Here is a 16211-nt window from a genome sequence, read left to right on the forward strand (position 1 = left end):
CGACCTATATTGTATCATATTTTAAGTTTCTTTTCTATATTTAAAAGCAAATTTTCAAAAAGTAATATTAAATAAATTTAGAAAGATTTACTAAGTAAAAAATATAAAATATAAAAAAGCGATGAATAATCACCGCCTTTTAAAATTATTTTACAAGTTCATATTGATATTGTTTAACACCTTGTGCATTAAATACATTAGTATAACCTAATTTTTTTAATTTTTCTAAAGCTTTACCACTTTTATTTCCAGTGTTGCAATAAAGAATAATTTTTGTGTCTTTTTTAGGGAATTTAGCTTCAATTTCCTTTTCAATTACATCCTCTGGAATGCTAAGAGCATCTTTAATATGTCCTTCACTGTATTGTGCAGTAGGTCTAACATCAATTACTGTAGCACCTTTTTTTTGTTCTTCTAAAAGAGTTTCTCCTTTCATAACTTCTGTTTTACTTTCAGCTTTATTGTCAGCTGTTTTGTTATCACTCTTTGCTCCACAACCAACTAAAGTAGTTGCTGTAACTAATGATAAAAGTAACATTTTAGATAATTTTTTCATAATTTTCCTCCTAAAATTTATTCATATAGATAATAACATATAATAAGTTATAAGTAAAATAGTATTTTCTTATAATCTACAAAATTTTTATTAAAAAAACTTATTCAACTATATTTATTATGTCATTACATATATTTTTCCAGCTATATTTGATTATTTTTGCTGTAAAATCTTTTTCATATTGGTAATTATACAAATTATTTATCTGTTTTTCTAAACCTAAACTTAGCCTATTAATATAATCTTCAACTTCAGTTTCTAATATTTTATCTGTATCATAAAGAACTGGCATTTTTACAAAAACTATGTTATTTGATTCTGTAATTTCCTTTCCAACAAAATCAATGAAATTCTCTAGTTCATTCATTACTACCTTCAAACCACATGCTAAAGCTTCTATTGTTACAAGTGAAAGTCCTTCATAAAATGAAGGCATAACAAAAATGTCACAATCTCTAAACAAATCGGAAATCTCTCCTTTGCTCATATATCCATAAAGTTTGACCTTGTCTTTTAACTTATTTGAATAATCTATGATTTCTTCAAATTCATTACCTGTTCCACTTCCTGCTAGTATTAATTCTATGTTATATTTATCTTTAATCTTTTCAAAAGCTTTTAGTAGATATATTATTCCTTTTGATCTACTAAATTTACCAGCATATATAAGTTTAATTTTAGAATTTTTATTATATATCTTATCTTTTCCTTTATAGCAGAAATCTATATCATAACCTCCACCTATAACATGAATTTTATCTGGACTGTAATTAAAAACATTTATAATCTCAATTTTTTGTTTTTCAGATAAGCAAAAAATTCCATCTAGTTTTGGTAAATTATTGTATATAAATTCTTTATGAATATCATTTTTATATAACTGTCTTAAATCAGTACCATGACAAAATCCATAAACTTTACATTTTAGTTCTAAACTAGCTACAATTGATGACATTATGTACAAATGATTTGTAAAAATAATATCAGGATTAAAACTTTCAATCACATCCTTAATTCTATTTGTAAAAACATCTATATATTTTTCCAAACTTTCACCTATTAGATTAGAAAATAAATACGACTCATATGGCATTACATCGCTCATTCCCACAACAGGAAATGGTAAATCATTAGTCTTAAATTTTATAATCTCATAATCATCAAAATTAGTCTCAATAATATCATCATCGTTCATACAACATACTACTTTTTGAATAAAATTCATTTTTTTTAAGTTTTTATAAACTTCAGTTAAATATATTCCACTTCCAGTTTTTGAAGGATATTGACTAATCAAATGTAAAACTTTCAATATAATAATTCTCCTTACACCACAACAATTTTATTTAATTTAAAAATAAATATCAACTTATCTCTTACTTGCTAATTATAACACATAAAATAATAAAAAAAAAGCAAAAAAAAAGCTCCAAACGGAGCAAATATAATGTGTTGGATCCATACACACTATATTTACGCTTGTGTTGAAGCATCATGTAATTTTTTACTTAATTTGCTTACCTTTTTAGATGCGGCATTTTTATGAAAAACACTGTTTAAAGTAGCTTGTTTAAGTCTCTTATCAATCTTTCTTAATAACTCATTGGCAACTTCTAAATTATTTTCTTCTAAAGCTAATTCGAATTTTTTAATATAAGTTTTTATTTCAGATTTTCTACTTTTATTTTTAAGAGTTTCTTTTTTAGTAACATCTATTCTCTTAATTGCTGATTTTATATTTGCCATTTATTTCACCTCCTCAAAAATAACAGTAATATTATACTATAATAAGATATTTTTTTCAAGTCTTTTTTGTAAAATATTTTATTCAGTTACTATAAAAATAAAGAACTGTGAAAATGAATTCACAGTTCTTTCATTACATTAAGTCAAATAAACTAACTTGATTAGTTTGCTGTAAATCATTTAAAACTCCATGTTCTTTTAAAGATTCTAAAGCATTTTTATTAATTTTTGTTCTTTCTTGAAAATCTTCTATTGAAATAAAAGGTAATTTCCTAACTTCATCATATATTGAACTTGAGTTTACATCACTAACAAAATCTAATGCTCTAAACGGCGGCAAAATTTTCCCTTTACCATCTATTAAAAATCTAGAAAAATGAGATTTTTCTAAGTCTACTTTACTTGCAACTATTCCTCTAAGATACATTTCTTCAGCAACTTCAAGAATATCATAAACATCTTGATCTTTTTTTGAAGCTGACTTTCCTAATTCTAAAATTTCTTTCATTTTTGATTGAATCGCATTAAGTCCTTTATATATAAGATTTCCCGGATAGTTATCTATTTTTGTTGTAAAATAAGTAGCATAAAAAGCTTCAGGAAAATGTACTTTAAAATAAGCAATTCTATAGCTCATCATTACATAAGCAACAGCATGAGCTTTTGGGAATAGATATTTTATCTTTTTACAAGAATCAATATACCATTCAGGTATCCCATTTTGTCTCATATATACTTCAGTTTCTTCATCAAGACTTTTTCCTTTTCTAACAGTTTCCATTATTTTAAATGAACGTTTATTATCTAAACCGTTAAAAATTAAATATGTCATTATATCATCTCTAGTACATATTGTTTCATTAAGTGGTATCCCTTTTCTTATAAGTTCTTGAGCATTACCTAACCATACATCTGTACCATGAGAAAGTCCAGAAATTCTTATAAGTTCAGTCAAAGTTTTTGGTCTAGTATCAAGCAACATTTGTCTTACAAAATTAGTACCATATTCTGGAATTCCAAGAGTTCCAACCCCATCTTTGTTTTTATCATCTACAAACTTTAAACTTTCTGTTGAGTAAAAAATATTTAAAGTTTCTTTATCATCCATAGGAATATTTAATGGGTCTACACCTGTCAAATCTCCTAGATGTTTAATTATTGTAGGAACATCATGACCCAACAAGTCAAGTTTTAATATTCTACCACTTATAGATTTATAACTAAAATGTGTAGTCATAGTTTGAGAAGTGGGATCATCAGCAGGATACTGAATTGGAGTAAAATCATAAATCTCTTTATCGTGAGGAACTATCATTACTCCGCCAGGATGTTGACCACTCGTTCTTTTAACCCCTACAATTTTTCTTGCAAATCTTCTTATATTACCAGCAGTCATATTTAATTCTTTTTCTTCTACAAATTTTTTAACATAACCAAATGCTGTTTTATCTGAAATTGTACCAATAGTTCCAGCTCTATAAACTTTGTCAGCACCAAATAATTTTTCGGTATACTTATGACAAGTTGATTGGTATTCTCCTGCAAAGTTTAAATCTATATCAGGTTCTTTATCTCCATCAAATCCTAAAAATACCTCAAATGGGATATCATGTCCTTCCTTAATCATATTCGTTTTACAATGCGGGCATTCTTTATCAGGCATATCTACACCGGATTGTCCACTATATTCTTCATGAAATTCTGAGAATTTACATTTTGGACATATATAATGTGGAATTAAAGGATTAACTTCAGTAATACCTGCCATTGTTGCAGCAAATGATGACCCAACAGATCCTCTAGAACCTACTAAATATCCATCATCATTAGATCTCCAAACCAACTTTTGAGCGATTATATATAATACTGCATATCCATTCTTAATTATTGAACTTAATTCTCTTTCTAATCTATCATTAACAATTTTTGGTAAATTATCTCCATATATTGACTTAGCTTTATCATAACAAATTTTTCTTAATTCATCATCTGAACCTTCAATAAATGGTGGAAAAGTTCCATTTGGAATTGGTAAAATGTTCTCTAACATATCCTTAAATACATTTGTATTTTTAACAACAACTTCGTATGCTTCATCTTTTCCTAAATAAGAAAATTCTTCAAGCATTTCTGTGGTTGTTCTAAAATAGTAGGAACCTTCCTTTTCTAAGTTTCTATTACCTTGTCCATATAAAATTACATTTCTAAAAATATAATCATTCTTATCGAGATATTTAACATTTCCAGTAGCAACTACTAACTTATTCAGTTTTTTCCCTAACTTGAAAATTCTGTTATTTATTTCCTTTAAATCGTCAAGTTCTAATACTTTTCCTCTATAATATAGATGTTTTAAATTTGAAATTGGTTGAATTTCAAGAAAATCATAAAATTCAGCAATATTTAAAATTTCTTCCTCACTTTTTTCATCAACGAAAGCTCTAAATAGTTCTCCATCCCAATTTCCTGAACCTATCAAAAGTCCATCTCTATATTCTTTTAATCTAGACTTAGGAAATCCACCAACTTTTCTAAAATATTTCATCAAACCTTCAGAAATCATTTTATAAAAACCACTTAATGCTTTCATTTCCTTTACATATATTATTGAATTAAAAGAAATATTCCTTGATACAGGCCAACTTGTTTCAATACTGTTTATATTCTTATCAAATATTTTACCATCTTTTTCAATTATTTTAATTAACTCTAACAAAATTCCAGAGCAAGCTTCAGCATCGGAATCTGCTCTGTGATGATTTAATAATTTAACTCCCAACTCTTTAGATAATGTATTAAGTTTATGATTTTTTAGATGTGGTAATACTGCTCTAGCAAAACCCATTGTATCTATGAATGTAGGATTAAATTCAATATTTAATCTTTTACAATTTGTTCTTATAAAAGAAATGTCAAATTCAGCATTATGTGCTACAAAAACTGCATCTTCAGCAAATTCAATAAATTTAGGTAAAATTTCACTGATTAAAGGTTTATCTGCAACCATTTCATTTGTTATACCTGTTAATTCTATAATTTCATCTGAAATTTCTTGTTCAGGATTTATTAATTCATTAAATCTACGTATAAGTTTTCCATCTTCAATTAGAACCGCTCCAATTTCTGTTATATTATTCTTTAAGTGAGAAAGGCCTGTTGTTTCGATGTCAAAAACTACAAATTTATTAAATTTTGTTCCTTCCTTGTAATTATACAAAATTCTTGGATTATCTTCTAATAAATTTAATTCAATTCCATATAGCGGTTTAATTTCTCCATTTCCAAATAAATCCATAATTTGTGGATATGCTTGAACAACACCAATATCTGTTACTCCAATTGCTGTATGACCCATATCTTGTAATCGAGTTTTTAATAATTCTAGATTTACACATCCATCAAGACCGCTCATCTGAGAATTTAAATGCAGTTCAACTCTCTTTTCAGTTGAATTATCACTATAAACAATTTTAGGTGCTTTTTCAATTCCATCAATCATCATAGCAATACATTTTGAATATTGATCGTATTCAACTCTACCTGTGACAGTTATATTAATTCCATTTTCTATGGACTTTGAATTTATATGTTCATTAAAAACAGAAAATTTTTTATCATCTAAGAAACACTTACAACTCATGGCAGAAGTCTCATCTTCTAAATCAAATAAAGCTAATTTTTTTCCATTCTTTAAATCTCTTATTTCTAAATCATATACTCTTCCTTGAATTTTACAATAACCACTGTTTTGATCTAATTCAGAGATATTCAAAAGAGGTTCTTTATCTGATATTTTTTTTCCTATTTTAAAAATATCAGCATCTTTAGTATTATCTTTAATAACTTTAACTTTATCTACTTTTACTTCATTTACTTTTATAATTTCTTTTCTTTTATCTTCAAGTTTGTTTTCAAGCTTTTCAATACTCTTTTCATCTTTTGTAAGTAAACTATTTAACATAAGTACTTCTACTTCATCATTAAATTTTTGTGAAATAAATTCTTTTATATCATTTAAAAACGAATTAGAAAGTAGTTTGAATCTACAAATAGAATTTGATATATAAATCTCTATATAATCTTCTAAAAAATTTATTCTATCATTGTTAGTAAGAGAAAAACCGTGATTTTTCAATAGTTTTTGAACTTCATTAATAAATTCATCATATTTTATATAATAGAAATATCTTTTTGGATAATTCGAATCTATAATATTTTGAACCGAAAAATTTACTTCTCGTCCATTAAATATTTCATGAAGTTCTTTATCTAAAACGATAAGCTCATCTATTCCTATATCATTAGAGTCAGTAAGTAATTTAAAATCTATTTTATCATCACCAAAAATAAACTCATCTATAATAAAATCTTCTGACAAGCTATAATTTTTACGTTGTGAAAAATAAAAACTTTTTAAACTCCTATACATACTATTCCTCCAATTTATTTATTTCATTAATTAGCTCTTTTAATAAGTCTTTCTCATCGACTTTCTTAATAATTTGTCCTTTTTTAAAAATAAGTCCTTTACCATTACCTCCTGCAATTCCTAAATCTGCCTCTTTTGCTTCTCCAGGTCCATTTACAGGACAACCCATAATAGCTATTTTTAAATTTTTCTTTACATGTTTTAATTCTTTTTCAGCTTGCTCAACTATATTAATTAAATCAATCTTTGTTCTAGAACAAGTTGGACAAGAGATTAAATCAATTCCATCCTTAAGAATACCTAAAGAACGTAAAATTTCTTTTCCTACTTTAACTTCTTCTACAGGGTCTCCTGTCAAGGATACTCTGATAGTATCTCCAATACCTTTTGCCAATATAATACCAAGTCCAACAGAAGACTTAATTGTACCTCTAAAGCTAGGACCAGCTTCAGTAATTCCTAAATGCAAAGGATAATCACATAAACTACTTAAAAGTTCATATGATTCAACACAAATTGGTACATTACTTGATTTTATTGATATTTTAATTTGATCAAAATTTAGTGATTCTAAAAATTCAACTTGATCTAATGCACTATAAACAATTGATTCCTTATTAACACCTTTATATTTATCTATAAACTTTTGATTTACAGAACCCGAATTAACCCCTACTCTTATTGGAATGTTATGATATTTACAACATTCTACTACCTCTTTTACCTTTTTTCTTCCTCCAATATTTCCTGGATTAATTCTTAAACAATCAGCTCCATTTTCTGCAGCCATTATCGCTAGTTTATAATCATATTGAATATCTGCAATAAAAGGTATTGTAGTTAATAACTTTATTTTCTTTATAGCTAAAGCGTCATCTAAATCATTTACCGCAGAGCGGCTAATATTACATCCTTCTCTAGCAAATTGATTAATTTGATTAACCGTTGAAATTACATCTTTTGTAATTGTATTTGTCATTGATTGTATAGAAATAGGAGAACCACCTCCAATAGGTACGTTCCCCACATAAATTTTCTTAGTTATTTTTCTTTCCATTAATTTGCTCCAAATATTCCTAATCTTATTACATCTTTAAAGGAAACAAATAAAATAAGTCCCATTAAAAATATAAATCCTATCGTATGAATTAGACCTTCTTTTGATCTTGAAATTGGTCTTCCTAAAATTAATTCTATAAATAGGAATACTAGTCTACCTCCATCTAAAGCTGGTATAGGTAATAAATTAATAAAACCTAAATTTACACTTAAAAATGCTGTTATATATAGTAAAGAATACAAACCATTACTAGCAGCATTACTTATTGCACCAACTACTCCTATTGGACCAGATAATTGTCCAACCCCTACTTTACCTGTAAATAATTGTCTTAATATATCAAACATTGAACTTATAAAATAAAAAAATGTATTTATACTTTCTCTAAGAGAAACAATTATATTTCTCTCCAGTTTTGAAGTTACTCCTAACACTTTTTCTTTTGAATCCTCAAATTTAACTTTGATTTCCTTTTCTTGTCCATTTCTTAAAACCTTGACTACTGTATCTTCTTTATCTAATTTTGATAATGAAGTTTGTACATCTTTCCAAGATTCAATTTTATAATTGCCTATATTTACAATAACATCTCCTGATTCAATTCCATATTTTTGAGCGATTGAATCTTCTTTAACACTTCCAATTGTAGTTGTTTGATGTCCTCTAATTCCAAATAATGCAAATAGAATCACAAAAGCTAATATAAAATTGAATAAAGGTCCAGCAAAAATAGTTAAAATTCTACCTCCTATTGATGCACCATTAAAATGTCCTCTTTTTGAAAAGTCTAATTCTTCATCATTTTCTCCTTCAGATTCATCTTCACCTTCCATGGCACAAAAACCACCTAGTGGTAATGCTCTGATTGAATACAAGGTATCTCCTTTTTGCTTTCCAATTATTTTTGGACCCATACCTACTGCAAATTCATTTACTTTTATTTTAGCTCTTTTAGCGAATATAAAGTGCCCAAATTCATGGACTACAACAACAACCATAAACACTAAAAGTGCAACTATTATTTTTAAAATCATTAAATACTACCTCCAAATATACTAAAAAGAATATATACTAAAGGAGTTACAAAAATAATACTATCAAATCTATCTAAAAATCCACCATGTCCTTTTATAATGTTACTAAAATCTTTTATGCCTATTTCTCTTTTAATTTTAGATGCAAACAAATCACCTATTTGTGCAACAATTGAAAGTAATATTCCAGAAACTATTATAAAAGTAAAATTATATTTTAAAACAAAAATATTAAATAAAATTAAAAGTAACAGAGAACCAATTATTCCTCCTATTGAACCTTCAACTGTTTTTTTAGGGCTAATACTTGGATACAATTTATGTTTCCCAAATATCATGCCAAATAAATAAGCAAATGTATCTGTACCCCAAGAAATAAAGAAAACAACCCATAGTAGATATGTTTCTCCTAGTCTTAAAAAAACACCCATAGGTACAGTAATATAGATAAATGAAAATATTAATTTCCCTAAATTTACAATATTAATTTTATTAAAAAACAAATAATAAATTGATACTACAAGAAAATATAATGAAAATGAAGTTAATACTAAATTTTTGTTTGAAGTTCCTATAAAATATAACACAACAATGGAAAATAAAATGCTAGTACATTCAATTAATATGTCGTTTAATTTAAATGTTTTAAACAACTCAACTAAACATAATAATGCTATTGCTATACTATAAGCAATAAGTGCAGAACCTTTAATATAGATACAAATAAAAGATATTACTAACATCAAAGCTCCACTTATAGTTCTGTTAATAAAACTATTCATTATATTCCCCCAAATCTTCTATTTCTATTTTGAAAATCATAAATAGCATCATATAAATCATCAGCATAAAATTCCGGCCACAAAACATCTGTAAAATAGAATTCAGAATATGCTAATTGATAAATTAAAAAATTACTAATTCTTTTTTCATTTCCTGTTCTTATCATTAAGTCAACATCTGAATTTTCTTTAGTATACAAATAATTTTTGAAACTTTCTTCATTTAATTCATCTAAAGAGAATTTTCCTTTTTCAATATCTTTATATAAATTTTTTATAGATGAAATAATCTCTGCTCTTCCACCATAATTAAGTGCAATGTTTAATACCATTCCATTATTATCTTTAGATTTATCAATACTATTATCAAGTAGCTTAACAATAGAACTAGGTAACTTGCTATAATCACCAATAACTCTAAAAATTATATTATTTTCTAAAATACGTTTCAATTGAGAATTTATATAAATAACTAAAATATTCATAAGACCATTTACTTCTTCCTCTGGTCTTTTCCAATTTTCAGTTGAAAACGCATATAAAGTTAAAGTTCTAACTCCAATTTTACAACATTCTTCAACAATATCAACTACTCTATTCATTCCTTCTTTATGTCCAGCAATTCTAGGCAAAAATCTATTTTTTGCCCATCTTCCATTACCATCCATGATTATACCTATATGTTTAGGTATATTTGTAAAATCTATAACTCTCATTAAATTTCCATTAATTCTTTTTCTTTAGACTTTGTAATATCATCTACTTCTTTGATAAATTTATCTGTAACTTTTTGAACTTCTTCTTCAGCTTGTCTTAATTCATCTTCACTAACTTCTTTATCTTTTTCTAATTTTTTTAACTTATCTATAGCATCACGTCTTAAGTTTCTAACAGCTATTTTTGCATTTTCAGCATAGCCTTTAACAACTTTAACTAACTCTTTTCTTCTATCTTCAGTTAATGCTGGGAATGGTAATCTTATAACTTTTCCATCATTAGAAGGTGTAATTCCTAAATTTGATGCTAAAATAACTTTTTCTATTGGAGTTATTAATGATGCATCCCACGGTTGAATAACAAGTAATCTAGCTTCAGGAACTGAAATTGAAGCAACTTGTTTAATAGGTGTATCAGTTCCATAATAATCTACACTAAACTGATCTAGAATTGCTGGATTTGCTCTACCAGCTCTAACAGTTGTTAATTCCGTTTCATAAGCTTCTATAGATTTTGACATTTTTCTTTCTAATTCTTTTATAATTTCTTTATGCATTATTATTTCCCCCTAACTATTGTTCCTACTTTTTCACCTTTTGCAACTGCAACTAAATTTTCTGGATCATCAATTCCAAAAACTATTAATGGAATATCATTATCCATACAAAGTGAAGTAGCAGTAGCATCCATTATTCCTAAACCTCTATTTAAAATTTCTATATATGATAATTCTTCAAATTTTTTCGCGTCTTCAAATTTATTTGGATCTTTATCATATATACCATCTGTTCCTGTTTTACCAAGTAAAATTACGTCTGCATGCATTTCAGCAGCTCTTAAGGCAGCTGTGGTATCTGTAGAAAAATATGGCATTCCTGTACCCGCACCAAAAATTACGATTCTGCCTTTTTCAAGATGACGTTCAGCCTTTCTTTTTATGAAAGGTTCTGCAACTTCATGAACATTTATTGCTGTCTGCACTCTAGTTGGCACACCCATATTTTCTAGTGTAGCTTGTAACCTTAATGAATTTATTATTGTAGCAAGCATACCCATGTGATCTGAAGTTGATCTCTCAATTTTTTCACTAGAACGTCCTCTCCAGAAGTTACCACCGCCAACTACTATACATATTTGAATTCCTAAATCATATACATCCTTTACTGATTTACATATTTTTTCTATAGTTTCATCATTAAGGCCATGTCCGATTCCTCCTGATAAAGCTTCTCCACTAAGTTTAATAACTACCCTTTTAAAATCTAAATCCATAAGACAGTCTTTCTCCTTTAATTTTATACAATAAGTGTATCATTTTTTCGAAAATTTTTCAATATTTTAAATTTATTTATAAATATATAAACTTCAAAAAATATATTAAAATTAAATTTTGTATTTAAGAATTTAAAAAAAGATTGAAATATAATTCCAATCTTATCTTATTTTTTATCAGTAAAATATTTTATTTTTTATCGTTTTTCATTTCTCGTTCTATTTCATCTTTAACTTTTGGAGAAAGTTCATCTTTATTATTCTCCATACCTTTAACTGTATTTTTATATTGATCAACTAAATCCTTAGCTTCTTTATAAGCGTTTATATATTCGTTGCCATCACTCTCTATTCCATATTTACTCAAATTATCAACATATTCTATCCCCAAAAGTGTATCTAAAATCGTAAATTCATCTTTGATTTCAAATCTATAATTTGGATAAAACTTACTATCAGAATTTATATATTTTTTCCCGTTCCTTACTTCTATTTTTAGGTTAAAGGCTTCAAAGAAGGCTTCTTCTCTGTTTGGTTTTTTAAAAACTTCTCCATTCTTATCAACTATAACACCTGAATTTTTGTTCCAACAATAGTCAGGATATTTTATATTAACTTTATCCATATGAAATACAATACGTCCATTGTCATTTGCTAAAAATACTTTATTTCTAAATTTATCTATACTAACTTTAGAACTTTTACAAGAAGAAAAAAGAATTAAAAAGCAAAAATTAAAAATTAAAATTTTAAAAAATCTTTTCATCATTTTTTATATCTCCATAATTTTCTCTTTTGTTATATCACATTAAATTAACGAATTCAATAATCATTACTATAAATTATATAAAAAAAGACAAACAATAATATTTATCTTAATTCATAATTATATTTTCACTTAGATTTTGGATAAACTCGTCAACATTTCTTTTTACAACTTGATTTTCTTCTTTTTCAAAATTAAAATCATCCTTCAAAAGCTTATCAACATATTTTATAGCAGATTTTAAAAGGTCATAATCTTTTTGGATATTTAAAATTTTAAATCTTGCTTCACCTGATTGACGATATCCAAGTATATCACCATATCCTCTTAGTAAAAAATCTTGTTCTGAAATATAAAACCCATCATTTGATGAACACATTATATCCATTCTCTTTTTTACACTTGTACTTTTATTATTGCTAACTAAAATGCAAAAGCTATCGTAATTTCCTCTTCCAATTCTTCCTCTAAGTTGATGTAACTGACTCAGTCCAAATCTTTCAGCATTATAAATTACCATTATATTAGAATTAGGAACATTAATACCTACTTCTATTACAGTTGTAGCAACTAGAACTTTTATTTTTCCGTTTTCAAAATTTTTCATTATCCTATCTTTGTCAACAGGTTTTATCTTTCCATGTATAAACTCAATTTCAATGTCTTGAAAATATCTTTCTTTTAAACGTTCATATAAATTTATAACTGACTGTAACTCCAATGTATCACTTTCATCTACAAGTGGACAAACTATATAAGCTTGACGTCCTTCTGATATATGTTTTTTTATAAAATTCATGTATCTATCTTCATAATTTTCATCCACAAAATAAGTATTTACCTTTCCTCTTCCGCTAGGTAACTCATCAATAGTAGAAATATCTAAATCACAAAACATTACAAGTCCTACTGTTCTAGGTATAGGTGTTGCACTCATAACTAATATATCTGGATTTTTTGATTTTTTAGAAAGTAAAAGTCTTTGTTTAACTCCAAATCTATGTTGTTCATCTGTAATAACAAATCCTAAATTCTTATATACGACTTTTTCTTGAAATACAGCATGTGTCCCAATTATGATATCAACTTGTCCATTTTCTATTTTTTCTCTTATAGTTTTCTTTTCTGATTCTTTCAAACTTCCTACTAGTAATTCAACTTTAATATTATGTTTTTCAAAAAGTTCTATAGCATTTTCAAAATGTTGTCTTGCTAATATTTCAGTAGGAGCCATTAAAACAGATTGAAATCCATTTTTAACAACATTAAACATTGCTATAAATGAAACTATCGTTTTACCACAACCAACATCCCCTTGAATTAATCTGTTCATTTGTCTATCAGAAGACATATCATTAAAAATATCCTCTAAAACTTTGTTTTGTGAATTTGTCAATTTAAAACTTAAAGAATTTATAAATTCTAATGTTTCATCTTTTATTTGAAAACTAATAGCATCATCATTTTTCTTTTTAAATTTTTTCATAGATAGTTGAAAATAAAAAATTTCATCAAAGGCTAATCTTCTTTTTGCTCTAATAAAACTTTCATTATCTTTTGGAAAATGAATGTTCCTAATTGCATTGTCATAGCTTTCTAAGTTTAATTCATTTAGAATATTACTAGGTAGTTTTTCTTCAAAATATGAATTCTTTTTTAATAAATTTTGAATAATCTTAACTAAGTCTAAATTTGAAATCCCTTTGCATAAATGATATTGTGGAATTACACTACCAATTATATTTACTTTGTTTTGCATAGTTGGAGATTGTATTTCAACATTTTTTCCAAGCAGTTTAGCTCTTCCATACATTTCATATACATTGTTAATCTTTAAATTTTTTGAAATAAAAATATTATTAAAATATACTATTGTACAATAATTCATTTCTTCATCCATTGCCAAAAATTTTGTAACTCTAATATTCTTTTTCTTTCTATTTTCCATTAAAGAAATTATCTTTAATCTATATGAATAACTTCCTTCTTCAGTTATTTCAGAAATTTTTTTGAATTTTGTAGTATCTATATAAGAATATGGAAAATACTCTAATAAATTATTAACTGTAAAAATTCCAAGTTTATTTAAAAGAGCTAATTTTTTCTCTCCTATTCCTTTAATATCTTTTAATTCCATAATTATCCTTACAAAAAAAGTCCTTTCGGACTTTTTAATTTTTTAAAATAAAAGTAAAATAATAAATTATTATATACTATTAAGCTTATTATTCTACTGAGATTAAATAATAATATAGTGGTTGGCCACCATATACTAATTCTACTTCAATATCTTCATATTTTTTTTCAACTAATTTTGCTAATTTACTAGCTTCTTCTTCTTTAACATCTTCTCCGTAATATATACTTACTATAGAAGAATCTGCATCAACTAGTTGATCTATAAGTTTTTCAAATGTATCTTCAATTTTCTTTTCTGAAATTGTAATCTTGTTTTCATTTAAACCCATAAAGTCGTCTTTTTCTATTTTTACACCTTCAATTTCAGTATCTCTAAGTGCATATGTGATTTGTCCAACTTTTACATTTGAAATCGCTTCAGTCATAAGCTCAACATTTTCTTCTACAGATAAAGATTCATCGAAATTAAATAAACAACTAAAAGCTTGCGGTATTTGTTTAGTCTTAATAACATGAAGTCTTTTTTCTGAAATTTTTGCAGCTTGTTCTGAAACAAGTATTATATTACTATTGTTTGGAAAAACAAAAATATCGTCAGCGTTAATCTTTTCAACTGCTTTTAAAATATCTTCAGTTGAAGGATTCATTGTTTGTCCGCCAGTTATAATTTCATCTATTCCCATACTTTTAAAAATCTCATCTATACCTTCTCCAGTTGATATAGAAATAAAACCATATTTTTTATTTTCTTTTGCTTCTTCAGAACTTTTAGCTTCTTCAACTTCTTTATCAGTATGATGTAAATGATTATGTTGTCTTCTCATATTATCAATTTTTAAGTCATGTAATGGTCCAAATTCTAATGCCCATTCAATTGCTTGTCCTGGGTGGTTAGTATGAACATGTACTTTTATAATATTATCTCCTTTAACAACAATTAAAGAATCTCCAATACTTGCAAGCTTATCTCTTAAAACACCATATTCTTCTGAATCACTAGTAACCATAAACTCAGTACAGTATCCAAATTTAATATCTTCATCTTGTTGTGCTGCTAAATGTTCAATTCTTGCTGGTTTATTAAATTCATATGTGTTTTTAATTTCTACAATTTCATCTCCTAATGCACCTTCTAAAAGATACATTAATCCACGTCCACCAGCATCAACTACTTCAGCTTCTTTTAAAATAGGTAGAATTTCAGGAGTTTTTTCCAAACTTCTAAAGCCTTCCTTTAAAATTTCTTTACAGAACTCAACTTCATCATCAAATCTAGTATAATTAGCTTCGGCATATTCTCCCATTTCTCTAATTACTGTAAGAATTGTGCCTTCTGTAGGTTTAATTACTGATTTATAAGCTACTTTATAAGCATTTACAAAACACTCTTTAATTGTTTCAACATCAAGAGTTACACTTTCTTTACTTCCCAAATAAAATCCTCTTAAAATTTGAGATAAAATAACTCCCGAATTTCCTCTTGCACCCATCAAAGCACCATCACTTATTGCTTTTGTTACGTCAGCACAAGTATTTATTTTTGAATTTTCTAAATTTTTTATTGCAGACTTCATAGTCAATGACATATTAGTACCAGTATCTCCATCTGGAACTGGAAATACATTTAAGCTGTTAACTATCTCTTTATTGGATTCAAGATAATTACGAGCCCTTACAAATGCCATTTGCAATTGTTCACTATTTATCATA

Annotated in this window: 13 protein-coding genes; all 13 read right to left on the bottom strand. The window is 26.5% G+C overall.

What is annotated here, in order from left to right; all coding sequences use genetic code 11:
* Positions 1–145: 145 nt before the first annotated feature.
* A complete protein-coding gene (locus LW893_RS02630; RefSeq protein ID WP_233055669.1) occupies positions 146–556 on the bottom strand; it encodes a rhodanese-like domain-containing protein in 411 nt (136 codons plus the stop codon).
* Between the two features lie 100 nt (positions 557–656).
* Positions 657–1868, bottom strand: a complete 1212-nt coding sequence (locus LW893_RS02635; protein WP_233055670.1) for a glycosyltransferase family 4 protein — start codon at positions 1866–1868, stop codon at positions 657–659.
* A 161-nt stretch (positions 1869–2029) separates the two neighbouring features.
* Positions 2030–2302 (bottom strand): 30S ribosomal protein S20, encoded by a 273-nt coding sequence (rpsT, locus tag LW893_RS02640; RefSeq protein WP_233055671.1) that lies wholly within the window; start codon positions 2300–2302, stop codon positions 2030–2032.
* A 133-nt stretch (positions 2303–2435) separates the two neighbouring features.
* Positions 2436–6731, bottom strand: coding sequence for a PolC-type DNA polymerase III (locus LW893_RS02645; protein WP_233055672.1), 4296 nt, complete (start codon positions 6729–6731; stop codon positions 2436–2438).
* A 1-nt stretch (position 6732) separates the two neighbouring features.
* Positions 6733–7788: a flavodoxin-dependent (E)-4-hydroxy-3-methylbut-2-enyl-diphosphate synthase gene (gene ispG, locus LW893_RS02650; protein WP_233055673.1), complete on the bottom strand. Its 1056-nt coding sequence runs from the start codon at positions 7786–7788 to the stop codon at positions 6733–6735.
* Positions 7788–8825, bottom strand: a complete 1038-nt coding sequence (gene rseP / locus LW893_RS02655) for an RIP metalloprotease RseP (RefSeq protein WP_233055674.1) — start codon at positions 8823–8825, stop codon at positions 7788–7790. Before rseP ends, ispG begins: the two co-directional genes overlap by 1 nt.
* Entirely contained in the window at positions 8825–9607 is a 783-nt protein-coding gene (locus tag LW893_RS02660) for a phosphatidate cytidylyltransferase (protein ID WP_233055675.1), read from the bottom strand. The genes rseP and LW893_RS02660 overlap by 1 nt, the downstream gene beginning before the upstream one ends.
* The gene (locus LW893_RS02665) at positions 9607–10323 is read right to left on the bottom strand and encodes an isoprenyl transferase (protein ID WP_233055676.1); all 717 of its coding nucleotides are present in this window, start codon (positions 10321–10323) and stop codon (positions 9607–9609) included. The genes LW893_RS02660 and LW893_RS02665 overlap by 1 nt, the downstream gene beginning before the upstream one ends.
* Positions 10323–10880 (bottom strand): ribosome recycling factor, encoded by a 558-nt coding sequence (frr, locus tag LW893_RS02670; RefSeq protein ID WP_233055677.1) that lies wholly within the window; start codon positions 10878–10880, stop codon positions 10323–10325. The genes LW893_RS02665 and frr overlap by 1 nt, the downstream gene beginning before the upstream one ends.
* Before the next feature lie 2 nt (positions 10881–10882).
* Positions 10883–11596, bottom strand: coding sequence for a UMP kinase (gene pyrH, locus LW893_RS02675; RefSeq protein ID WP_233055678.1), 714 nt, complete (start codon positions 11594–11596; stop codon positions 10883–10885).
* 190 nt (positions 11597–11786) lie between these two features.
* A complete protein-coding gene (locus tag LW893_RS02680) occupies positions 11787–12365 on the bottom strand; it encodes a hypothetical protein (protein ID WP_233055679.1) in 579 nt (192 codons plus the stop codon).
* Between the two features lie 106 nt (positions 12366–12471).
* Positions 12472–14499: an ATP-dependent DNA helicase RecG gene (gene recG / locus LW893_RS02685; RefSeq protein WP_233055680.1), complete on the bottom strand. Its 2028-nt coding sequence runs from the start codon at positions 14497–14499 to the stop codon at positions 12472–12474.
* Between the two features lie 88 nt (positions 14500–14587).
* Positions 14588–16210 (bottom strand): DAK2 domain-containing protein, encoded by a 1623-nt coding sequence (locus tag LW893_RS02690; protein ID WP_233055681.1) that lies wholly within the window; start codon positions 16208–16210, stop codon positions 14588–14590.
* Between the last annotated feature and the right edge of the window lies 1 nt (position 16211).

It is taken from the genome of Parvimonas micra (genome assembly GCF_021300775.1).
In the GTDB taxonomy this organism is placed as follows: Bacteria; Bacillota; Clostridia; order Tissierellales; family Peptoniphilaceae; genus Parvimonas.